Source organism: Kluyvera sp. EC_51 (genome assembly GCF_019584505.1).
Taxonomy (GTDB): domain Bacteria; phylum Pseudomonadota; class Gammaproteobacteria; order Enterobacterales; family Enterobacteriaceae; genus Kluyvera; species Kluyvera sichuanensis.
On sequence record NZ_VDAG01000006.1, the window covers coordinates 316345 to 337176 of the forward strand.

19 protein-coding genes are annotated in these 20832 nt (G+C 53.8%); 11 read left to right on the top strand and 8 right to left on the bottom strand.

What is annotated here, in order from left to right:
- Positions 1-9 precede the first annotated feature (9 nt).
- The 3 genes from priC to FHC49_RS03020 all read left to right on the top strand — a co-directional run bounded on the left by priC (position 10) and on the right by FHC49_RS03020 (position 1725).
- Positions 10-537, top strand: coding sequence for a primosomal replication protein N'' (gene priC, locus FHC49_RS03010; RefSeq protein WP_220438615.1), 528 nt, complete (start codon positions 10-12; stop codon positions 535-537).
- Between the two features lie 12 nt (positions 538-549).
- Positions 550-708 carry a pleiotropic regulatory protein RsmS gene (rsmS, locus tag FHC49_RS03015; RefSeq protein ID WP_185667102.1) on the top strand — a complete coding sequence of 53 codons (159 nt, stop codon included), beginning with the start codon at positions 550-552 and terminating at the stop codon, positions 706-708.
- A gap of 78 nt (positions 709-786) precedes the next feature.
- On the top strand, positions 787-1725 hold the full coding sequence (locus FHC49_RS03020) for an Rpn family recombination-promoting nuclease/putative transposase (protein WP_370631743.1): 939 nt from the start codon (positions 787-789) through the stop codon (positions 1723-1725).
- Positions 1726-1755: 30 nt separating this feature from the next.
- Here the strand turns inward: FHC49_RS03020 and mscK are convergent, their stop codons facing one another.
- Positions 1756-5106, bottom strand: a complete 3351-nt coding sequence (gene mscK / locus FHC49_RS03025; RefSeq protein WP_220438618.1) for a mechanosensitive channel MscK — start codon at positions 5104-5106, stop codon at positions 1756-1758.
- Positions 5107-5208: 102 nt separating this feature from the next.
- Entirely contained in the window at positions 5209-5877 is a 669-nt protein-coding gene (acrR, locus tag FHC49_RS03030; protein ID WP_185667105.1) for a multidrug efflux transporter transcriptional repressor AcrR, read from the bottom strand.
- A gap of 142 nt (positions 5878-6019) precedes the next feature.
- Here acrR and acrA point away from each other — a divergent pair, with 142 nt between their 5' ends.
- The 6 genes from acrA (at position 6020) to FHC49_RS03060 (ending at position 12798) form a co-directional block, all read left to right on the top strand.
- Positions 6020-7216 (top strand): multidrug efflux RND transporter periplasmic adaptor subunit AcrA, encoded by a 1197-nt coding sequence (gene acrA / locus FHC49_RS03035; protein WP_220438620.1) that lies wholly within the window; start codon positions 6020-6022, stop codon positions 7214-7216.
- Between the two features lie 22 nt (positions 7217-7238).
- Positions 7239-10385 carry a multidrug efflux RND transporter permease subunit AcrB gene (acrB, locus tag FHC49_RS03040; RefSeq protein ID WP_185667107.1) on the top strand — a complete coding sequence of 1049 codons (3147 nt, stop codon included), beginning with the start codon at positions 7239-7241 and terminating at the stop codon, positions 10383-10385.
- 524 nt (positions 10386-10909) lie between these two features.
- Positions 10910-11284 (top strand): Hha toxicity modulator TomB, encoded by a 375-nt coding sequence (gene tomB / locus FHC49_RS03045; RefSeq protein WP_185667108.1) that lies wholly within the window; start codon positions 10910-10912, stop codon positions 11282-11284.
- Between the two features lie 25 nt (positions 11285-11309).
- Positions 11310-11528, top strand: a complete 219-nt coding sequence (locus FHC49_RS03050; protein WP_064547995.1) for an HHA domain-containing protein — start codon at positions 11310-11312, stop codon at positions 11526-11528.
- A gap of 139 nt (positions 11529-11667) precedes the next feature.
- Positions 11668-12222 (top strand): maltose O-acetyltransferase, encoded by a 555-nt coding sequence (maa, locus tag FHC49_RS03055; protein WP_220438621.1) that lies wholly within the window; start codon positions 11668-11670, stop codon positions 12220-12222.
- Between the two features lie 105 nt (positions 12223-12327).
- Positions 12328-12798, top strand: coding sequence for a YlaC family protein (locus FHC49_RS03060; protein ID WP_185667110.1), 471 nt, complete (start codon positions 12328-12330; stop codon positions 12796-12798).
- Here the strand turns inward: FHC49_RS03060 and FHC49_RS03065 are convergent.
- Positions 12767-14224 (bottom strand): PLP-dependent aminotransferase family protein, encoded by a 1458-nt coding sequence (locus tag FHC49_RS03065; protein ID WP_220438623.1) that lies wholly within the window; start codon positions 14222-14224, stop codon positions 12767-12769. The genes FHC49_RS03060 and FHC49_RS03065 overlap by 32 nt on opposite strands.
- A 104-nt stretch (positions 14225-14328) precedes the next feature.
- Between FHC49_RS03065 and FHC49_RS03070 the strand changes: the two genes are divergently transcribed.
- Positions 14329-15039, top strand: coding sequence for a GNAT family N-acetyltransferase (locus FHC49_RS03070; RefSeq protein ID WP_220438625.1), 711 nt, complete (start codon positions 14329-14331; stop codon positions 15037-15039).
- Here FHC49_RS03070 and ykgO read toward each other — a convergent pair.
- From ykgO to FHC49_RS03085, 3 genes are all read right to left on the bottom strand, one after another.
- Positions 15036-15176, bottom strand: coding sequence for a type B 50S ribosomal protein L36 (gene ykgO / locus FHC49_RS03075; protein WP_003859006.1), 141 nt, complete (start codon positions 15174-15176; stop codon positions 15036-15038). The genes FHC49_RS03070 and ykgO overlap by 4 nt on opposite strands.
- Positions 15176-15439, bottom strand: coding sequence for a type B 50S ribosomal protein L31 (locus FHC49_RS03080; RefSeq protein ID WP_035891863.1), 264 nt, complete (start codon positions 15437-15439; stop codon positions 15176-15178). The genes ykgO and FHC49_RS03080 overlap by 1 nt, the downstream gene beginning before the upstream one ends.
- Positions 15440-15559: 120 nt before the next feature.
- The gene (locus tag FHC49_RS03085; protein ID WP_220438627.1) at positions 15560-16633 is read right to left on the bottom strand and encodes a LacI family DNA-binding transcriptional regulator; all 1074 of its coding nucleotides are present in this window, start codon (positions 16631-16633) and stop codon (positions 15560-15562) included.
- A gap of 269 nt (positions 16634-16902) precedes the next feature.
- Between FHC49_RS03085 and FHC49_RS03090 the strand changes: the two genes are divergently transcribed.
- Complete coding sequence (locus FHC49_RS03090) at positions 16903-18168, top strand: maltoporin (RefSeq protein WP_185667114.1); 1266 nt, start codon at positions 16903-16905, stop codon at positions 18166-18168.
- Positions 18169-18370: 202 nt separating this feature from the next.
- Here the strand turns inward: FHC49_RS03090 and FHC49_RS03095 are convergent, their stop codons facing one another.
- Together FHC49_RS03095 and FHC49_RS03100 are read right to left on the bottom strand one after the other, a co-directional pair.
- The gene (locus tag FHC49_RS03095) at positions 18371-18685 is read right to left on the bottom strand and encodes a glucose PTS transporter subunit EIIB (RefSeq protein WP_220438636.1); all 315 of its coding nucleotides are present in this window, start codon (positions 18683-18685) and stop codon (positions 18371-18373) included.
- A gap of 72 nt (positions 18686-18757) precedes the next feature.
- Complete coding sequence (locus tag FHC49_RS03100) at positions 18758-20815, bottom strand: beta-galactosidase (RefSeq protein ID WP_220438638.1); 2058 nt, start codon at positions 20813-20815, stop codon at positions 18758-18760.
- Positions 20816-20832: the final 17 nt, after the last annotated feature.

The window sequence follows — 20832 nt, forward strand, 5'->3', positions numbered from 1 at the left end:
GAGAATCCGGTGAAAACGGCGCGGCTTTTACAAACGCTGGAACAACAGCTTACACGGCTTCAGACGCAAGTTTCTCCGTTGGCAGCCCATGCCACGCTGAGCGCACGCTTTGACCGTCAGCTTTTCCAGACCCGCAGCACCAAAATGCAGGGCTATCTCGACGAGGCATACGCCCATTTTGAGGAGCTAAAACACGCAGTGGAACAGCAGCAACTGCCGCAGGTAGCCTGGCTTGCTGAACGTCTGGCGGCCCAGATTGAGGCCATCAGCCGTGAAAGTGAAGCCTGGTCGCTGCGCGTCTGGGATAGCCCCTCGCCCGGCCTGCGCCGCTGGCAGCGCAAACGGCTGGAAACGCAAGATTTTGAACGCCGTCTACTGGAGATGAAACAACAGCGTCAGCAACAGTACCAACAGGCTACAACGCTTGAGGATCAGCAGCGTCTGGCCCGCGAAATCACCGCCTTTGATGGCCGCCTCACCCGCTGCCGCGAAGCGCTGGAAGATATTGAACGCATACTGGCGCGCATCACGCGCTAACAAGGAGAAGCTATGTCGCTGGAAAGCGCCCCCGATGATGTCAAACTGGCGGTGGATCTGATTGAACTGCTGGAGAGCAACGAGATCGCCCCGGAGATAGTGCTAAGCGCGCTGGAGATGGTGCGCAACGATTACATCAATAAGCTGAAAAACGCGGAAGGCGGCGCGTAAAACGCAAAACGATGGACTGCATCACCGTCATTACCTGTGGCATCTTCTCAGCCATTCCAGGACAGGGGATGACGGAACATCATGAAAATCTATTCGGCGACGCCGCACGACGCCATTTTTAAGCAGTTTTTACGCCATAAAGCGATAGCGCGAGATTTCTTACAGGCGCACCTTCCCTGCGAACTGCTCGCGCAATGTCATCTTGAGACACTTCAGCTCGCCTCCGGCAGCTTTGTTGAAGAAAACCTGCGCGCCAGCTATTCCGATATTCTCTACGCGCTGCAAACCCGCGACGGGCCGGGCTATATCTACGTGCTGATTGAACATCAAAGCACGCCGGATAAACTGATGCCCTTTCGCCTGATGCGCTATACCCTCGCGGCCATGCAGCAGCATCTGGACGCCGGGCATAGCACTCTGCCACTGGTCATCCCCATGCTGTTTTATCACGGCAGTATCAGCCCCTGGCCGTATCGTATGAACTGGCTTGAACTGTTCGACAACGCCACGCTGGCACATCGCCTCTACACCCAGGATTTTCCCCTGGTCGATATCACCGTGATACCGGACAGCGAAATCATGGCCCATCAGCGCATGGCGATGCTGGAACTGTTGTTTAAGCACATCCGCCAGCGCGATCTGGCCTCTTTACAAGAACAACTGGGTGCCTTACTGATAGAGAATTGGCTAACGCCCTCACAGTTGGAAGCGCTGATCGCCTATATGCTACAAGCGGGTAGTGCATCTCACCCGGAAGCGTTACTCTGCACACTGGCGCAATATTCACCACAGCATAAGGAGCAGCTGATGACCATTGCCGAATGGCTAGCCGAAGAGGGACGGAAGAAAGGGATTGTCCAGGGAATAGAGCAAGGAATGGAGCAAGGCGAAGCGCTGGGGCGGCTCGATGAAGCGCAGAAGATTGCGCGAAACATGCTGAATGCCGGACTCTCCGCCGCGCTGGTTCAGCAGTTGACCGGATTAAACGCCGACGACCTTACGGCACAAGCAGAATAGTAAAGGGCGGCTTCCGCCGCCCTTAATGCTTTAATCCGCAACCAAATCCTGGCCGTCGGTTTTAGCGTCACGTTTCACTTCCGTCACCACATCCCCTTTCTCATTGTGCAGATGCACTTCGAGCTGGTTGAAGGCGATATTGATGTCGTTTTCGCGACACAGACGATCGATAGTCCGGTTCAGTTCATCCACGGTATAGCTACGGTCACGCAGTTCGCGCACATACAGACGCAGTTCGTGATCCAGCGTGCTGGCACCGAAGGTGGTGAAGAAGACCGACGGTTCTGGATCGTGCATCACTTTCGGGTGGCTGGTTGCCGCCTGCAGCAGCACTTTTTTCACCTTGTCGAGATCGGACCCATAGGCCACGCCGAGGCGGATCACCACGCGGGTGGTGGTATCACTCAATGACCAGTTGATCAGGCGCTCGGTAACGAACGCTTTGTTCGGGATGATCACCTCTTTGCGGTCAAAATCGGTGATGGTGGTTGCACGGATACGGATCTTGCTGACCGTCCCCGAGAAAGTGCCAATGGTCACCGTATCGCCAATGCGTACCGGGCGTTCGAACAGAATAATCAGGCCAGAGACGAAATTACCGAAAATTTCCTGTAAGCCAAAGCCCAGACCAACCGACAGCGCGGCGGCAAGCCACTGCAGTTTATCCCACGATACTCCGAGCGAACCAAACACGGTCATCGCCCCCACGGCGATAATGGCGTAGTTCAGCACGGTGGTGATGGCATACGAGGCCCCCTGGCGCATATTGAGCCTTGAGAGCACCAGCACTTCCAGCAGACCCGGCAGGTTGCGAATCAGCGCCCAGGCCACCATCGAGGCAATAATGGCAAACAGCAGGCTGCCCATGGTGACGTCTTTCACCACGTTGGTCCCCGCTTCGGTGCCGGTGTAGTGCCAGAGCGTAATGCTGTCGAGGTAGCTGAATACGGTGATTAAATCAGACCAGATAGCCCAGAACATCAGGCCAAACAGCGCGACCATCACCAGCATGGTAATACGCAGCGTCTGCTGGTTGATCTGCTCCAGCGCAATCGTCGGCTCTTCCTGCGGTTCGGCCCCTTCTGCCCCCTCTTTCACCAGATTCTGGCGACGGGCAACCGCACGACGATAGGCAATGCGGCGAGCCGCCACGCTCAAACCGCGCAGTACCGTCTGGTACAGTAGGTTCCAGAAAATAACCAGATAGACCGTTTCAATCCAGCGGCCGGAAAGACGCAGCGTGGTATAGAAGTAACCGGTCGCGGTGAGCACCATCAGCCCCACCGGCACCAGCGACAGCACCGTCACCGTCAGCAGTCGCAGGCTGTGCGACTCTTTATCACGCCAGCTTTCGCGACACATCGGCCACGTCAGCACCGCAATCACCAACAGGTTTAGCAGAATAACAAACTGCCCCAGCACGTCGTCCATCAAGTTGAGCGGGGAAAGTTCCGACACCACCGACCAGAAGTGCAGCGGCAGCAGCGCGATGCTGATGCGCACAATCTGGCGACGCCAGTGGCTGGTGAGGTGTTCCGGCATATTGAAGTGGCGGACGGCAACGCCGTTTTTCTCCAGCACTTTCCAGCACAGGCCGAAGACCAGCCAGTAAATCGCCAGTTTTTTACTGAACGCCCACAACAGCGCGCTGATATTGAGCTGCATGGTCAGCAGAATCAGGCCTATCGCCAGAATGATCAGCACCACCGGCAGCGCACGGATGAGATCGATGAGAATCGCCTTCGGCGTATGCAGTTGGCTGTCATTACGCAGATTACCCACCTGATCGCCGAGCTTATCCTGATAGCTGCGCAGCCACTGTAGTCGCCAGCGAATCAGCCCGGCAATCAGCAGCAGCGGAAGCCCGGCGAGGAAAGCAATGAACACGGCAGGCCACGCTTTTTCCCAGTTCACGGTGATTTTCATCGATTTGAACTGGCTCTTCAGCGCTTCAGGGAACGATTTAATCCAGTCCCAGTCCATCGGACGGTTGCTGTTCACCCAGAAAATTTGCTGGGTCAGAATCGATTTCAGGCTTTTGGAGACGCTCATCAACTGCTGCTGGTTAACCTGCAGGTTGATAGCCATCATCAGCTGGTTACCCAATTGTTTGTTGATCAGGTCCAGCATTTCGCGACGAGCGTCGACGATTTGCAGCAGCGCATCATGCACTTCGCTGTCAACTTCGTTACTGTGTCCCTCTTCCAGCTTGGCGACAAAATCATCGCTCTGGAACAGGGTGTCGCGTTGCTGGTTAATCTCGAACTGCTCAAGACGCAGGTCGGCGATCCGGGTGGTCATGTCCTCCAGCTCATCCGCCGACGGTAACGTCTGCTGCTGCTGATAAAGAATACGCGACAGCAGCAGGCTGCCCTTCAGCACCGCAATCTGCTCTTTGACGTTACGTTCGGACTGCAGCGCACGGTCGAGCCAGGTTTTTACCTTAATATTCTGCTGCACCAACTGGTTGCCGCTTTCGGTTGCGGTAATCAATTTCTGGCTCAGCTGATGGTTGATTTCGAGCTCTTGCTTTACCAGCGGGTTGCCCTGGATACGGGCGGTCTCTTCCGGTGTGGCGTTCTCGGCGGCTGTTTTTTCCGACAACATCAGGCGCTTACTGTTGACCGCCTCCTGCAGCAGCTGAAGCTGATGCTCAAGCCGGGTACTGTAGGCGGTCACGTAGTCGCGCTGCTTCTGCAGGGAGTCCTGCAATACCGTATTGCCAGCCAGGCTCTTACGCTGAAGCTCAATCTCCGCGTCGAGTAACGTTTTTTGCACCTGCAGCATCGTCTGCTGGGTAGGACGCAGACCATCGCCGACGGTGCTGCCATTCAGGCTGTTACGCACCTGCAGCAGTTGCTGAGAGGCAGAGTTCATCGCGTTCTGTACGCGTTCAGGCTGGGTTTGCAGGGAGACGAGCTGGCTGTTATAGGTGGCCAGGTCGTTTTGCGCATTTTGTAAATCGTCCACCGCTTGGGACACGCGGGCTTCAAGCTGGCGCAGCGACAGGGTGCTCAGCGTTTTACGCGTCTCATCATCGTTATCGACATCGCTGATGTCATTCAGATTGTCGGTGGCCTGGCGCAGCTTAATGGGCGCCTGATCAATCTGCTTTTGTAGCTGGGTACTTTCCGCCTTAACGCTGTCGATTTTATCGAGCAGCTGCAGCGTTTCCGTCAGATCCTGCTGAACCAGCTTTTCCTGAGGAGTCAGGTCTTTTTTATTGTTCAGCGCGTTAAGCTGATCCTGGACGTCAGAACGGTCAGGAATATCGGTGCCGTTCAGCGCACGGGCTTGTACCGCGGCGATAGATAGCACAAAACAGACAGCAATAATGAGAAATGCAGAGATCGTGGCCCGAGGGCGGATGTTATGCAGCATAATCTTAACATGTGTGGTGGCTAAAGCCGGCGGCATGCCGGAGATAAATACCGGCGCAGAATAGCACTTCTGGCTACAGGCGAATAGCCGGGGCAGCCAGGATTATTCCTGGTAATCCTTAGAACAAGGGAGGTCTTTTTCGTCGCGTAACGTTGGACAAAATTGGTACATCTCAAGCAGGATAGCCACGTAGGACTCAGCCTCGGCCCTCAGATCGAAGGAGGTCGGGGCAAACAGCCAGTTTTCCATTAACCCTGAAATATAGCTGCGGGTTAAAATCGCCGCCCGGCGACTTAACAAATTTGCCGGTAAAACCTTCGCCGTGACACAGTCATTTAACGTCTGTTCAATCCGATCGTAACTTTCTAAACATAAATTACGCTGGGCCTGTTGCACTACGGCCATTTCACCGACAAACTCACATTTGTGAAAAATGATTTCCATCATCAATCGTCGGCGCTCTTCGATAACCGTGGCAACTAGAATATAAACTAAGATTTCTCTCAAAACTGAGAGTGGATCACCGGGGAATTTTGCCCGATACTCAATTTCAAGATCGCCGATGCTGGACTCTGATAACGCCCAGATTTCATTAAAGAGATCCGACTTATCCTTAAAATGCCAGTAAATTGCGCCACGCGTCACCCCTGCCGCTTTTGCAATCTCGGCGAGTGAGGTGGATGATACCCCCTGCTGTGAGAACAACCGTAGGGCGACATCCAGTATGTGCTGACGCGTAGCCAGCGCTTCTTCTTTGGTTTTTCGTGCCATAGGTCGGTGAATTTGCAGGGGTTAGATTTACATACATTTATGAATGTATGTACCATAGTATGACGATAATACAAACGCAGCAATGGGTTTGTGGACGCTTGTTCCATTGATCAATTTGAAATCGGACACTCGAGGTTTACATATGAACAAAAACAGAGGGTTAACGCCTCTGGCGGTCGTTCTGATGCTCTCAGGCAGCTTAGCGCTAACAGGATGTGACGACAAACCAGCTCAGCAAGGAGCGCAACACATGCCAGAAGTGGGCGTGGTGACGCTCAAATCTGAACCTCTTGTAATCACGACGGAACTGCCAGGCCGCACCAACGCCTATCGTGTCGCAGAAGTTCGCCCGCAGGTTAGCGGGATTATTCTGAAGCGCAACTTTATCGAAGGTGGTGACATCAAGGCGGGCGAGTCGCTCTATCAGATTGATCCAGCAACCTATCAGGCCTCTTATGAGAGCGCGAAAGGTGACTTAGCGAAAGCGGAAGCCGCTGCCAATATCGCCAAACTAACCGTAAATCGTTACTCCAAACTGCTGGGTACTCAGTACATCAGCCGTCAGGATTACGATACTGCCGTTGCGGATGCACAGCAGGCTAACGCTGCCGTTCTGGCCGCAAAAGCCGCCGTAGAAACCGCACGAATCAACCTGGCCTACACCAAAGTGACCTCGCCTATCAGCGGACGCATTGGTAAATCGTCGGTCACCGAAGGGGCGCTGGTCCAGAACGGTCAAGCTACCGCACTGGCTACCGTTCAGCAGCTCGACCCGATCTACGTTGATGTTACCCAATCCAGCAATGATTTCCTGCGTCTGAAGCAGGAGCTGGCAGACGGCAAACTGAAACAGGAAAACGGGAAAGCGAAAGTGGACCTGGTGACCAACGACGGCATCAAGTACCCGCAGAGCGGGACGTTAGAGTTCTCTGACGTTACCGTTGACCAAACCACCGGTTCTATCACGCTGCGCGCCATCTTCCCTAACCCTGACCATACGCTGCTGCCGGGCATGTTTGTTCGCGCACGTCTGGAAGAAGGGACCAACCCAACCGCGCTGCTGGTTCCTCAGCAGGGTGTAACCCGTACGCCGCGTGGCGATGCGAGTGCCATGGTTGTGGGTGAAGGCGATAAAGTCGAAGTTCGTCAGATCGTTGCAAGCCAGGCGATTGGCGACAAATGGCTGGTGACGGGTGGTTTGAAAGACGGCGATCGCGTGATTATCAGCGGTCTGCAAAAAGTGAAACCGGGCGTGCAGGTTAAAGCCCAGGAAGTCACTTCTGACGATAAACAGCAAGCTGCCGCTGGCGCCGCTCAGTCAGAACAAACCAAGTCTTAACTTAAACAGGAGCCGTTAAGACATGCCTAATTTCTTTATCGATCGCCCCATATTTGCGTGGGTGATCGCCATTATTATCATGCTGGCTGGGGGGCTATCGATCCTCAAATTGCCGGTAGCGCAATATCCAACGATTGCGCCGCCTGCGATTTCGATCACGGCCATGTATCCCGGTGCTGACGCCGAAACGGTGCAGAACACGGTCACTCAGGTTATCGAACAGAACATGAACGGTATCGATCACCTGATGTACATGTCCTCCAACGGCGACTCCACCGGTACCGCAACCATTACCCTGACCTTCGAATCCGGTACCGATCCGGACATCGCTCAGGTACAGGTACAGAACAAGCTCGCTCTGGCGACGCCGCTTCTGCCGCAGGAAGTTCAGCAGCAGGGCATCAGCGTTGAAAAAGCCTCCAGCAGCTTCCTGATGGTTGTTGGTGTTATCAACACCAACGGCACCATGAACCAGGACGATATTTCCGACTACGTTGCGGCCAACATGAAGGACGCCATCAGCCGTACTAGCGGCGTGGGCGACGTTCAGCTGTTCGGTTCCCAGTACGCGATGCGTATCTGGATGGACCCGAACAAACTGAATAACTTCCAGTTGACGCCAGTGGATGTTATTAGCGCGCTGAAAGCACAGAACGCCCAGGTGGCGGCAGGCCAATTAGGTGGTACGCCGCCTGTACCTGGCCAGCAGTTGAACGCCTCTATCGTGGCGCAGACCCGTCTGACGAATACCGAAGAGTTTGGCAACATTCTGCTGAAGGTTAACCAGGACGGTTCGCAGGTTCGCCTGCGCGACGTGGCGAAAATTGAGCTCGGCGGCGAAAGCTATGACGTGGTAGCGAAGTTTAACGGCCAGCCAGCTTCCGGTCTGGGTATTAAACTGGCGACCGGCGCAAACGCCCTGGACACCGCGAACGCGATTCGCGCTGAACTGGCGAAAATGGAGCCGTTCTTCCCGTCAGGCCTGAAAATCGTTTACCCATACGACACCACCCCGTTCGTTAAGATCTCAATTCACGAAGTGGTGAAAACGCTGGTCGAGGCGATCATCCTGGTGTTCCTGGTGATGTATCTGTTCCTGCAGAACTTCCGTGCAACGCTGATCCCAACTATCGCGGTGCCGGTGGTACTGCTCGGGACCTTTGCGGTACTTGCCGCGTTTGGCTTCTCGATAAACACCCTAACGATGTTCGGGATGGTGCTCGCCATCGGCCTTCTGGTGGATGACGCCATCGTGGTGGTCGAGAACGTCGAGCGTGTGATGGCCGAAGAGGGGCTGCCGCCGAAAGAAGCAACGCGTAAATCCATGGGCCAGATTCAGGGCGCACTGGTGGGTATCGCGATGGTGCTGTCAGCGGTATTTATCCCGATGGCCTTCTTCGGTGGTTCCACCGGGGCAATCTATCGCCAGTTCTCCATCACTATCGTTTCCGCGATGGCGCTGTCGGTACTGGTGGCGTTGATCCTGACGCCGGCACTGTGTGCCACGATGCTGAAGCCAATCGCCAAAGGCAGCCACGGTTCTACCAAAGGCTTCTTCGGTTGGTTCAACAACATGTTCGAGAAGAGCACGCACCATTACACCGATAGCGTAGGCAACATCCTGCGCAGCACCGGTCGTTACCTGCTGCTGTATCTGATCATCGTGGTTGGCATGGCATACCTGTTCGTGCGTCTGCCAAGCTCCTTCCTGCCAGACGAAGACCAGGGCGTATTCCTGAGCATGGCGCAGCTGCCTGCCGGTGCGACCCAGGAACGTACGCAGAAAGTGCTGGATGAGATGACCAATTACTATCTCACCAAAGAGAAGAACAACGTTGAATCCGTCTTTGCCGTAAACGGCTTCGGCTTCGCGGGTCGCGGCCAGAACACCGGTATCGCCTTCGTGTCGCTGAAAGACTGGAGTGAACGTCCGGGCGCAGAGAACAAAGTTGAAGCGATTACCGGCCGTGCGATGGGCTACTTCTCGACGATTAAAGATGCGATGGTGTTCGCCTTTAACCTGCCAGCTATCGTAGAACTGGGTACCGCTACCGGCTTCGACTTCCAGCTGATCGACCAGGCGGGTCTGGGCCACGAAAAACTGACCCAGGCGCGTAACCAGCTGTTCGGGATGATTGCCCAGCACCCTGACGTGCTGACCGGCGTGCGTCCTAACGGCCTAGAAGATACGCCGCAGTTCAAGATCGATATCGATCAGGAAAAAGCGCAGGCGCTGGGCGTTTCCATCAGCGACATCAATACCACTCTCGGCACGGCCTGGGGCGGTAGCTACGTCAACGACTTCATCGACCGCGGTCGTGTGAAGAAGGTGTACCTGATGTCCGAAGCGAAATACCGTATGCTGCCGGAAGATATTGGCAAATGGTACGTTCGCGGTAGCGATGGTCAGATGGTGCCGTTCTCCGCCTTCTCTACCTCACGTTGGGAATACGGTTCACCGCGTCTGGAACGTTACAACGGTCTGCCATCCATGGAAATTCTGGGTCAGGCGGCTGAAGGTAAGAGTACCGGTGAAGCCATGAACCTGATGGAAGAGCTGGCGGGTAAACTGCCTGCGGGTATCGGCTACGACTGGACGGGGATGTCCTACCAGGAACGTCTGTCTGGTAACCAGGCCCCTGCCCTGTACGCCATCTCGCTGATTGTCGTCTTCCTGTGTCTGGCAGCGTTGTATGAGAGCTGGTCTATTCCGTTCTCGGTTATGCTGGTTGTTCCACTGGGGGTGGTTGGTGCGCTGTTGGCAGCAACGCTTCGCGGGTTAACTAACGACGTTTACTTCCAGGTGGGCCTGTTGACCACCATTGGCCTGTCGGCGAAGAACGCGATACTGATCGTTGAATTCGCCAAAGACCTGATGGATAAAGAAGGCAAAGGGCTGATTGAAGCGACGCTGGAAGCCGTACGTATGCGTCTGCGCCCAATCCTGATGACCTCGCTGGCGTTTATCCTCGGTGTCATGCCGCTGGTTATCAGCTCTGGTGCAGGCTCCGGTGCGCAGAACGCCGTTGGTACCGGCGTAATGGGCGGGATGGTGACAGCAACCGTTCTGGCTATCTTCTTCGTACCGGTGTTCTTCGTGGTTGTACGTCGTCGTTTCAGCCGTAAAAACGAAGACCTCGAGCACAGCCATAAAGTAGAGCATCACTAAAGCTATGCTATCGAAAGGGCCGCTATTGCGGCCCTTTTTTTATCCTTACGCCAGCAGCACGAGTGTCTATTTTTTAATCAATCATAAAAAAAATAGATATTGTGGTTACCCTATATATTAAAATATAGTCCCCTCTCCTATCTCGCTTTATTGAGATTTGTCTTTAATTCATTTTGAATAATCTGTAGCTCCCCCGACGACAGAAACAAATTAAGAATAATCCTATAATATTTAATCGAACGACATCGCAGCACCAACGGTCTAAGTCTATGAATGTTATCTTTATCATGCGAAAGTATGATATCGCGGGGTCTATGCCCGCCCTGCCCGGTCATTGTTTATAAAAAAACTAACCATTTGAGACTTAATTGTAATTTTTCGTAATAGCTCGGTGAAATCTTTTGCGGAGTAGATTATAGTTACTGCAGATCGGGAACACGTGCATGTTTCAGGTTAACCAGTAGTACCCATCCCACACCGGTATTTGTTACTCGTTGTTTGAACTGCAATCAGGGGGATGCGTTATGGACGAATACTCACCAAAAAGACACGATATCGCACAGCTTAAGTTTCTTTGTGAAACCCTGTATCATGACTGTCTTGTCACGCTTGAAGAGAGCAACCATGGTTGGGTGAATGACCCTACCTCGGCGGTTAACCTGCAGCTTAATGAGCTGATTGAACATATTGCAACGTTTGCACTTAATTATAAAATTAAGTACGACGAAGATAATAAACTGATTGCGCAGATCGACGAATATCTGGATGATACTTTCATGTTGTTCGGTAACTACGGCATTAATAGCAGCGACCTGCAAAAATGGCGTAAGTCAGGGAACAAACTTTTCCGCTGTTTCGTCAACGCTAGCCGAGCTAACCCTGTTAGCCTCTCTTGTTAAAATTATTACAATCAATGGGTGAATTATGTCTGATAAACCATTAACTAAAACTGATTATTTGATGCGTCTACGACGCTGTCAGTCAATTGATACGTTAGAACGTGTCATTGAAAAAAATAAATATGAACTGTCCGATAACGAACTGGCGGTATTTTACTCAGCGGCCGATCATCGTCTGGCTGAATTGACCATGAATAAACTGTACGACAAAATTCCTTCAACCGTCTGGAAGTATATTCGTTAATTTTTATTCATTTACAGGCACGTATCCCACTCCGTGTATTTTGTCGAATCTCTGTGATTTGTATCACAACGATGAATCGGGAACGTTCCCAAATATCTGTTCCCCTTTTATGGTGATGGCTTCCCGTACAGGAGGCCCTATGAGTGAAGAAAAACGTAAGATGATTGCGGGTGAATATTATCGCCCGGCTGATGACACGCTGAGAATGGACCGGCTACACGCCCGGCACCTTATCCATCGGTATAACCATACCGAGCCGGACGAGAAATCTGAACGGGCAGCGTTGTTGACGGAGCTATTAGGCAAACCCCATGATGCCTATATCGAACCGACATTCCGCTGCGACTACGGCTACAATATCCATCTCGGTACCAACTTCTACGCGAATTTCGACTGCGTGATGCTCGATGTCTGCCCAATTTATATCGGCGATAACTGTATGCTGGCCCCTGGCGTCCATATCTACACCGCCACCCATCCGCTTGATGCGACCGAACGCAACAGCGGCATTGAATATGGCAAACCGGTGACGATTGGTCATAATGTGTGGATTGGTGGACGAGCGGTGATTAATCCCGGCGTGACCATTGGTGATAACGCGGTTATAGCTTCTGGTGCAGTTGTGGTTAAAGATGTGCCAGCAAATGCCGTCGTCGGTGGTAATCCCGCTAACGTCATCAAAATGTTAGCCTGATAACAGACACGGACTGTTATGCTTTTTTGCAACCGATCTGTTACTTTCTGTATTGATTGACGCAACATACAATAGGCTATTCCGCCCTTCGTTGCCGAGCAAAAGATGTCAGAGATCCAGCGATTACTCACGCAAACCATTGATGAACTAAACGTGACTGAAAAGCGCGACAACCGGCCGCGCTTTAGCATTAGCTTTATCCGCAACCACCCAGGTCTATTCATCGCCATGTACCTTGCGTTCTTCGCAACGCTCGTAGTGATGATGCGCTCTGAAACCCTGGCCGATACCGTCTGGCTGCTATGGCTGCTGTTTGCGCTGCTGAACGGCTTCTTCTTTTTCGACGTCTATCCGCGCTACCGCTATGAAGATATCGACGTCCTGGATTTCCGCGTCTGCTACAACGGCGAGTGGTACAACACCCGCTTTGTCCCCAAACAGCTGGTCGAGCGGATCCTGAACTCCGCCCGCGTAGACGGCCAGGCGAAGGCCCAACTACAGAAAATGGTCTCCACCAAGGGCGAACTGTCGTTCTACGATGTCTTCACCCTTGCCCGCGCCGAAGCGGCAGAATAAGCCGCTGTAACGTCCGTATCGCCGTCGTAAACTGCGATGCGGACGTATTGCCATAGCCCAGCACCAGCCCGGTTTGCGCCTGTTGGCGGTTAAGATAAAAGCTGCTGAGCGCACTGGGCGCCATCTGATGCAGCCGCGCCTGACGCATCAGAGCCACGTCATCAATCCCGTCAATAGCTACCGTCATATGTAGCCCCCCTTCTCCTGCCATCAGTTGATGCGGAACGGTCAGTTCCTGCTCCAACGCATCATGCAGCTGCGCCTGGCGTTTACGATAAAGACGACGCATCGCCGCCAGATGGCGCGCATAGTGCCCCTCTTCAATAAAACAGGCCAGCGCACGCTGCTCGGCACGGTGTCCACCGCGCAATAGCGCACGTATGGCAGGCTGCGCCACCTCAACCAGCATTGATGGCAGCACCATAAACCCAATGCGCAGCGACGGGAACAGCGTCTTACTGAAAGTCCCCAGGTAGACCACTGGGGCGTTATCGACCATGCCGCGCATAGCCGGAATCGGCTCGCCGCTGAAGCGAAATTCACTGTCGTAGTCATCCTCAACGATCCACGCCCCATGCTGACGGGCATAGTCCAGCAGCGCAAGACGCCGCGTCGCGCTGAGCACGCTGCCAATGGGATACTGGTGAGAGGGAGAGGTAAAGATCATCGTCGGTGGCGGCAGATTGACGGCAATCTGCATACCTTCTTCATCCACCGGTACCGTTTCCAGCGCTAACCCCGCCGCCAGGAATGCGCTTTTGGCTCCAAAATAGCCCGGCTCTTCTACCCAGGCGGTTTGTCCCGGTTCGCTAAGCAGTTGCGTGCACAGATTTACGCCTTCCAGCGCTCCTTCAGTGATGACAATTTGCCGGGCATCGCAGTCGATGCCGCGCGATAACGCAAGATGGCGGGCTATCGCCACCCGCAACGGCCACTCACCTGCCGCATCGCCATAGCCAAGCAACGAGCTCCCCTCTTCACGCATGACGCGGTCAAGCAATCGTCGCCAGAGCGGCAGGGGAAAATAGTTAATGGCCGGTGTGCCGGGGGTGAACAACAATGGCGGCGTATCGCGCGGCATGACCTGCGGCACCCGCTGTAACCGTGACGGAAGCTTGACGGGCGCCGGTATCGACGCCTTGTGGTTTTCCGGCTGCGGCAGCGCGGCCACCCGCGACCCCCGACGGTCTCGCCGCAGGTAGCCTTCCATCGTCAACTGCTCCAGCGCAGCATTGACTGTATTACGCGATACCTGCAACCGCTCGGCGATCGCTCGCGAACCCGGCAGCCAACTCTGCGCCTGGAGTTGCCCCTGCATAATGGCCTCTCGCAGCGCAGCATACAGGCTGCGCTGAAGCGTCTCTGTTCCACGCGACTGCAGCGCGCGGGAAAGCAGGGCAAAAAAGGGATCGTCAGGAATATTCATCTCAGCTCCTCGTGGTACCATCAAAAGATAACCTGGTGGCACTTCTTATGGAACCAGTAAACCCCTACGCTCAGCGTATTGTTTATTTCCCCCAAGGAGAGGTTATGAGTCAGCTTAATCAATTTGGTCAGTTAATTGGCGATGCCCTGCCGGACTGGCAGCCACGTCCACGTCCTGAGCGCGTGGTGCTGGAAGGGGAGTTTTGCCGCCTTGAACCGCTGAGCCTTGTGCACGCCGATGCGCTGTTTGCCGCCCACCAGCAGGCAACGGATACCCGTAACTGGACGTGGCTGCTGCGCGAGCCGGAAAGTTCGGTAGAGGAATATCGTCAGTGGGTAGCGAGCGTGGAAAACCTGCAGGATCCGGTTCATTTTGCGGTCATCGACAGGCAAACCAATCTGCCGGTCGGTTCGCTGGCATTAATGCGCATCGACCCGAATAATGGGGTAATGGAAGTCGGCCACGTCCACTTCTCACCGCTGTTAAGCAGAACACCCGCGTCTACGGAAGCCCAATGGCTGCTGATGCGCTATGCGTTCGATACCCTGGGCTATCGCCGCTATGAGTGGAAATGCAACAGCTTCAACGAACCCTCACGCAAGGCCGCGCTACGCTTAGGTTTCCAGTTTGAAGGTCATTTTCGCCAGGCGCTGGTGATTAAAGGTCATAACCGCGATACCGACTGGTTTTCAATTATCGACGGTGAGTGGTCAGCGCTGAACGCCGCCTTCCAGAAATGGCTTGCCGCCGACAATTTTACCGCCGACGGCAAGCAACGCCACACCCTGGAGTCGCTGCGACAGTTGTCCGCTTAACGGCGCTTCTTACGCCCCTGAACGGCCTTAAAGCGAGGATTTGACTTGCAGATAACGTACAGTCGCCCTTTGCGTTTCACTATCTGACAATCTGGGTGGCGCTGTTTGGCGCTGCGCAATGAGTTAAGTACCTGCATCATGAACCTCTTTTCACATCAATAAAGCGGCCAAAACGCTGGCTGAAGCGCGCCACGCTACCCTCGGTAGAGGCCGTTCTCTGTTTCCCGGTGTAGTACGGGTGCGATTTGGACGACACATCAATGGTGACATACGGATATGTCACACCTTCCAGCTCAATCTCCCGGTCGGTTTTTATGGTCGAACCTACTTTGAAATACTCGTTGGCACTGGTGTCATGAAACACCACGGTGCGGTAATGGGGATGGATATTGGCTTTCATCTGACCCTCAACACAATATGTTATAACATAACAATTACGATACGCCGCGAAATCGAGTTTTGCAACCCTACAAATTAAAGGGGGATAGCCGGAGCGCAGAACACGCTCCGGACAAAGAGGTTAGCGGCTAAGCTGATGCGCGATGGCGCGCAACTGCTCCGCAATCGCCTGCATATCTTTGCCCTGCTCCACTTTTGCCCCGGTGGAGTGGCGAACGACCAGGCGAGCCGGAAGAATGGATGAGGTGCGCGACGAGGCGTTATCGTCACTCTCCAGAATACGACGCACCGCCTCTTTACCCTGCAAATCAAGGTCAAGCGAGACGGTGGTCAATGCCGGATAGAAGAACGAACTTTCATAGGTGTCATCGTAGCCAATCACTGACTTTTCACCGGGGATCGCCACCTGATGCTGATGGAACGCACTCAATACCCCCAGCGCCATCTGATCGTTGCCCACCAGCACCGCTGAAAAATCTGGCGTCTCGCGCAGCATCTGCAGCGCGCAGGCATAGCCACTTTGCGCATCCCAGTTACCGTGAAGTACGGTGACGGGCTTCAGGCCGTAACTGTTCAGCGTATCCAGCCAGCTCCTCAGGCGCAGATTAGCGGAAACGGAACTCACCGGCCCGGCCAGGATAGCCATCTCACGATGCCCGGACTCATACAAATATTTCACGCTGGCACGGGTGCCATCCGCTGGGTTAAACGAAACGTTATACACGGAGCTGTAGGGGTCAACGTCGAGGAAAAGACAGACGATGTCATCATTATCATCCGCGATTTTTTGCGCCGTTTCGGTCTCCAGCGGCACGTTGATAATCACTTTGCTGACCAGCTGCGATTTCAGCTCATTGATTGAATCCTGAATACTATGATTGACGCTCTCATCAATCATCGAAATCAGTACCTGATACCCCTCCAGATTTGCATAGCGTTTCACCGCAGCTGCGACCTGAGAAGGCGCGTGCAGCGCCAGAGAAGTGGTGACCAGTCCAAGCGTCTGACTGGTCTTTCCAACCAGCTGTTGTGCCAGTCTATTTGGGACATAGCGGAGGACCTCAATGGATTTCTCCACCTTGTGGCGTGTGGCTTCGGATACATTGGCAGATTTATTGAGTACCCTGGACACAGTCTGGTAGGAGACGCCCGCATGGCGAGCAACATCTTCCAAAGTTGCGCTTTTAGACTTCATCGTCCGGTTCCTTATGTTGTTATCGCTAGATTGTAACAGGGGTCACCCCAAAAAACGTCTACCGACCTGACTTATGGCATACGATAACACAAAAAAGATATACGCTCACACACCAACACAATAAGAACCCTCTTACACAACCAGTCAGAAATGGCTAATTTATTTGCAGTTAATCACACATCGCGAATCAAATGTTTGCCTGTTTTTACATTTAGGCATTTTATTACACACGTTATGTGAACGTACTACAAAACAAAATGAGGATAACAATGAAAACTACCCTACGCACGCTTTCTATTGCGTTGGCTACTGCGCTGACTTCACCTTCACTGCTGGCAGCAACGTCAGTACCGATTGATTTCCACGGCTACCTCCGCTCCGGCGTGGGGGTTTCTAGCGATGGTGGAATGCAGGAATGGCAAAAAAATAAACTGGGTCGTCTGGGGAACGAAGCCGACACCTACGGTGAGCTGGAACTCGGTTCTGAGGTGTATAAGAAAAATGATGTCAGCTTCTACCTCGATTCGATGGTCAGCATGGTCTCCGATGGATCAAACGATAACGAAACCACGTTAGACGACGATGCGCAGTTTGGTTTACGCCAGTTGAACCTGCAGATCAAAGGGCTTGTACCAGGCGATCCGAACGCGGTGATTTGGGGCGGTAAACGCTACTACCAGCGTCACGATCTGCACATCATTGATACTAAATACTGGAATATTTCCGGCTCCGGCGCCGGGATCGAAAACTACACGGTCGGCCCTGGCGCAGTGTCATTGGCCTGGATCCGCGGCGACGCCAACGATGTCGACTATCGCGTAGATGGCGATAACGATGTCAACATCAACTACATCGACCTTCGCTACGCGGGCTGGAAGCCATGGAGCGGTGCCTGGACTGAGTTCGGTATCGACTACGCCATGCCAAACCCAACCAAGAAGCAGAAAGATTACGGTGGCCTGTATGATGCCGACAACGGCGTGATGCTGACCGGCGAAATCAGCCAGGATATGTTCGGCGGCTACAACAAACTGGTGCTGCAGTATGCGAATAAGGGCCTGGCGCAGAACATGGTCTCCCAGGGCGGCGGTTGGTACGACATGTGGAACAACGTCAACGATGCCACCGGTTACCGCGTTATCAACACCGGCCTGATTCCGATTACCGACAAGTTCTCCTTAAACCATGTGCTGACTTATGGTTCAGCGGATGACACCACCGAATACACCGATAAATCACGTCTGGTGTCACTGGTTGGTCGTGCGCAGTATCAGTTCACCGAGTACGTACGCTTGATCGGTGAAGTGGGTGGTTTCTACCAGAAAGATTCTTACACCAACGGCACCAGCTATAAGCAGAGCGGCGAGAAATACACCATCGCATTAGGCCTGGCGGACGGCCCAGACTTTATGTCTCGTCCGGAACTGCGCGTATTTGCCTCTTATCTGAATGATTCTGAGCAGGGCAATGCGTTTAACGATGGTACTGCCAGCGATACCTGGAACTTCGGTGTGCAGGTGGAAGCCTGGTGGTAATGTGTTTATCTGACTGAGTCATTATTTTTGCATTAATTCTATCTTCTGTTATTGGCAACAATTTTACTATTTGCCACTCCATCATTGTTTCTATCATCTGGCCTTTGGGATAACGCTATTATTGGGTTATCCTTTTTTTTATATTTCAGGCGATAAAAACCCCAGCATCAAACCGGGGTTATTAATACAACAGACCGTACCGTTAATTATTTCCAGCGAAATGCTCATCTAATAACTGGCGTAACGTATCAGACTGTTTGCCAAATATCGCGTGTACCTGCTGCCCCAGAATAATCACCCCCAGCGCACCTTCATTCTGTAACGCCTGAGAATCAACCACTGCCAAATCTTTTACCGTGACGCGCAGGCGGGTAATACAGGCATCGACATTCTCAATATTATTCTGACCGCCAAAGGCGCTAATCAGACGCTGAATTTGCTGCTGCTCCCCCTCGCTTAACGGCACCGATGGCTTGGGTTGGGAGAAGTAGTGCAGGAAAGATTTAAGGCTGACCATCTTCGACGCTCCTTAATTATCTACAGAGGTAAAAAAGCCTGCTCGGTTGAGCAGGCTATGGATTACAGCGGATTAAGCTTTACGGCGAACGATACGGCAGTCCCAGGGCTGAAGCACCTGTGCACCGCTGGCATCGGCACCCGTAGCGGCAAGTTCATAACCTTCCGGCAGCGAGATAGTCTGCGTCTGCGCGGTAAAGTTCTGCACAAAGACAAAGGCGCTTTCACCGTCGGTTCGCGCCGTCGCGACCACCCCCGGCGGGAAGTCGCTTGCCACCGCTCGCGGCAGCGCCAGGTCATCCATCAGTGAAGTGAAGAAATCACGCTGGAAGGCCAGATCGTTGCGAGACGCAATATGCCACGCTTTCCCCTTACCAACGCTATTCACCGTCACCGCCGGGCGACCTGCGTAGAAATCATCACGATAGGAGGCCAACGCCTGCGCCGTCTCGGTGTGAATCAGCTCGCACAGGTGTCGCACCTGGTATGGCCCCTGCAGCCCGGCCATATTCCCCGCCAGCCCCTGAATCTGATTACGTTCGCCGTCGTCGAGGCAATCAATCTCTTCCGCCCAGATACCCAACAGCTTACGCAACGGGCCAGGGAAACCGCCGAGGTGGCACAGATCGCTCTCATTCACGATCCCCGTCCAGTAGGTGGTCACCAGATGGCCACCGTTCGCGACAAAGGCTTCGGCACGCTCGGCAAAACCGTCGCGCACCATATACAGCATCGGTGCAATCACCAGCTGATAGGCGCTCAGATCACCGTCAGCATCAATGACATCGACCGCAACCCCCTGCTCCCAGAACGGACGGTAGTGCTCATTCACCGTCTGCTCATACTCCATGCCCTTGTTGCGCGGCCCCTGCGCATCATCCATCGCCCAGCGGCTCTGCTGGTCAAAGATAATGGCGACCTTCGCATCAGTGCGACAACCGACAACGCCCGGCAACTGGCTCAGAATACTCCCCAGCTTGCTGACCTCGCGGCCCACGCGGGTATCAAGATGCCCCACGTGGTCAATAATCGCGCCGTGGAATTTCTCCACCGAACCGCGACTCTTACGCCACTGGAAGTACTGCACCGAATCCGCACCGTGGGCCACCGCCTGCAGCGAAGAGAGAATGTGCATGCCCGGTTTTTTCAGCTTGCTGGTCGGCTGCCAGTTCGTCACGCTCGGCGTCGACTCCATCAGCACGAACGGCTTGCCGCCCTTCAGGGTGCGCATCATGTCGTGGTACATCGCGGTATAGCAGGCCAGCGTGGTCTCGTCTTTATCGCGATGCCACATCGGGTAGCTATCCCAGGAGATAAAGTCCAGCGGTTCGGCGAGCTGTGAATAATCGTAGTCGTAGAAATACTCCATAAAGTTGGTGGTCACCGGCAGATCCGGGTTCACCGCCTTTAATGGCGCGATTTCATGACGACAAAATTCGGTCACCTGCGCGGTGTTAAAGCGCCGCCAGTCAAGATTCAGACCATGAATTGAGACTTCACCCTGCGGCGACGGCGACTCAATCTGCTGCCAGTCGGTGTAAGTGTGGCTCCAGAAAGTGCTCCACCAGGCATGGTTCAGGTTATCCAGCGTCTTGTAGCGCGCCTTCAGCCAGTCGCGGAACTTCACCTGGCAGCGTGGGCAATGGCATTCACCGCCGTATTCGTTAGAGATATGCCAGCCCAGCACCGCCGGGTGCTGTGAATAACGCTCCGCCAACAGCGTGTTGATTTTCAGCGTTTTTTCACGGTAAACCGGCGAGGTCATGCAGTGGTTATGTCGGCCACCGTGCAGTGCAGGCACCCGATCGCGCCCTACGCGCAGCACTTCCGGGTAGGCTTTTGACATCCATGCAGGCCGCGCGCCGCTCGGCGTCGCTAAAAAGACGTGGATCCCCGCGGCATACAGTTTATCGATAACCTCATCCAGCCAGCCGAACTCAAATACGCCCTCTTGCGGTTCAAGTTTGGCCCAGCTAAATATCCCCACCGACATGACATTACAATTTGCCTGCTGCATCATCGTAATATCCTGGTCGATAATACCGGGATAATTCTCCCACTGTTCCGGGTTATAATCTGCGCCATGCAATAACGCATTAACCTTTGGGCTCAAAGGCGGAAATTTTTGCATAATAAAATCCTGAAAAA

Bases quoted from the DNA above. Each gene is read 5' to 3' on its own strand.
- rsmS (WP_185667102.1), top strand. From the start codon at position 550: ATGTCGCTGGAAAGCGCCCCCGATGATGTCAAACTGGCGGTGGATCTG.
- mscK (WP_220438618.1), bottom strand. From the start codon at position 5,106: ATGCTGCATAACATCCGCCCTCGGGCCACGATCTCTGCATTTCTCATT.
- acrR (WP_185667105.1), bottom strand. From the start codon at position 5,877: ATGGCACGAAAAACCAAAGAAGAAGCGCTGGCTACGCGTCAGCACATA.
- acrA (WP_220438620.1), top strand. From the start codon at position 6,020: ATGAACAAAAACAGAGGGTTAACGCCTCTGGCGGTCGTTCTGATGCTC.
- acrB (WP_185667107.1), top strand. From the start codon at position 7,239: ATGCCTAATTTCTTTATCGATCGCCCCATATTTGCGTGGGTGATCGCC.
- tomB (WP_185667108.1), top strand. From the start codon at position 10,910: ATGGACGAATACTCACCAAAAAGACACGATATCGCACAGCTTAAGTTT.
- FHC49_RS03050 (WP_064547995.1), top strand. From the start codon at position 11,310: ATGTCTGATAAACCATTAACTAAAACTGATTATTTGATGCGTCTACGA.
- maa (WP_220438621.1), top strand. From the start codon at position 11,668: ATGAGTGAAGAAAAACGTAAGATGATTGCGGGTGAATATTATCGCCCG.
- FHC49_RS03060 (WP_185667110.1), top strand. From the start codon at position 12,328: ATGTCAGAGATCCAGCGATTACTCACGCAAACCATTGATGAACTAAAC.
- FHC49_RS03065 (WP_220438623.1), bottom strand. From the start codon at position 14,224: ATGAATATTCCTGACGATCCCTTTTTTGCCCTGCTTTCCCGCGCGCTG.
- FHC49_RS03070 (WP_220438625.1), top strand. From the start codon at position 14,329: ATGAGTCAGCTTAATCAATTTGGTCAGTTAATTGGCGATGCCCTGCCG.
- ykgO (WP_003859006.1), bottom strand. From the start codon at position 15,176: ATGCAGGTACTTAACTCATTGCGCAGCGCCAAACAGCGCCACCCAGAT.
- FHC49_RS03080 (WP_035891863.1), bottom strand. From the start codon at position 15,439: ATGAAAGCCAATATCCATCCCCATTACCGCACCGTGGTGTTTCATGAC.
- FHC49_RS03085 (WP_220438627.1), bottom strand. From the start codon at position 16,633: ATGAAGTCTAAAAGCGCAACTTTGGAAGATGTTGCTCGCCATGCGGGC.
- FHC49_RS03090 (WP_185667114.1), top strand. From the start codon at position 16,903: ATGAAAACTACCCTACGCACGCTTTCTATTGCGTTGGCTACTGCGCTG.
- FHC49_RS03095 (WP_220438636.1), bottom strand. From the start codon at position 18,685: ATGGTCAGCCTTAAATCTTTCCTGCACTACTTCTCCCAACCCAAGCCA.
- FHC49_RS03100 (WP_220438638.1), bottom strand. From the start codon at position 20,815: ATGCAAAAATTTCCGCCTTTGAGCCCAAAGGTTAATGCGTTATTGCAT.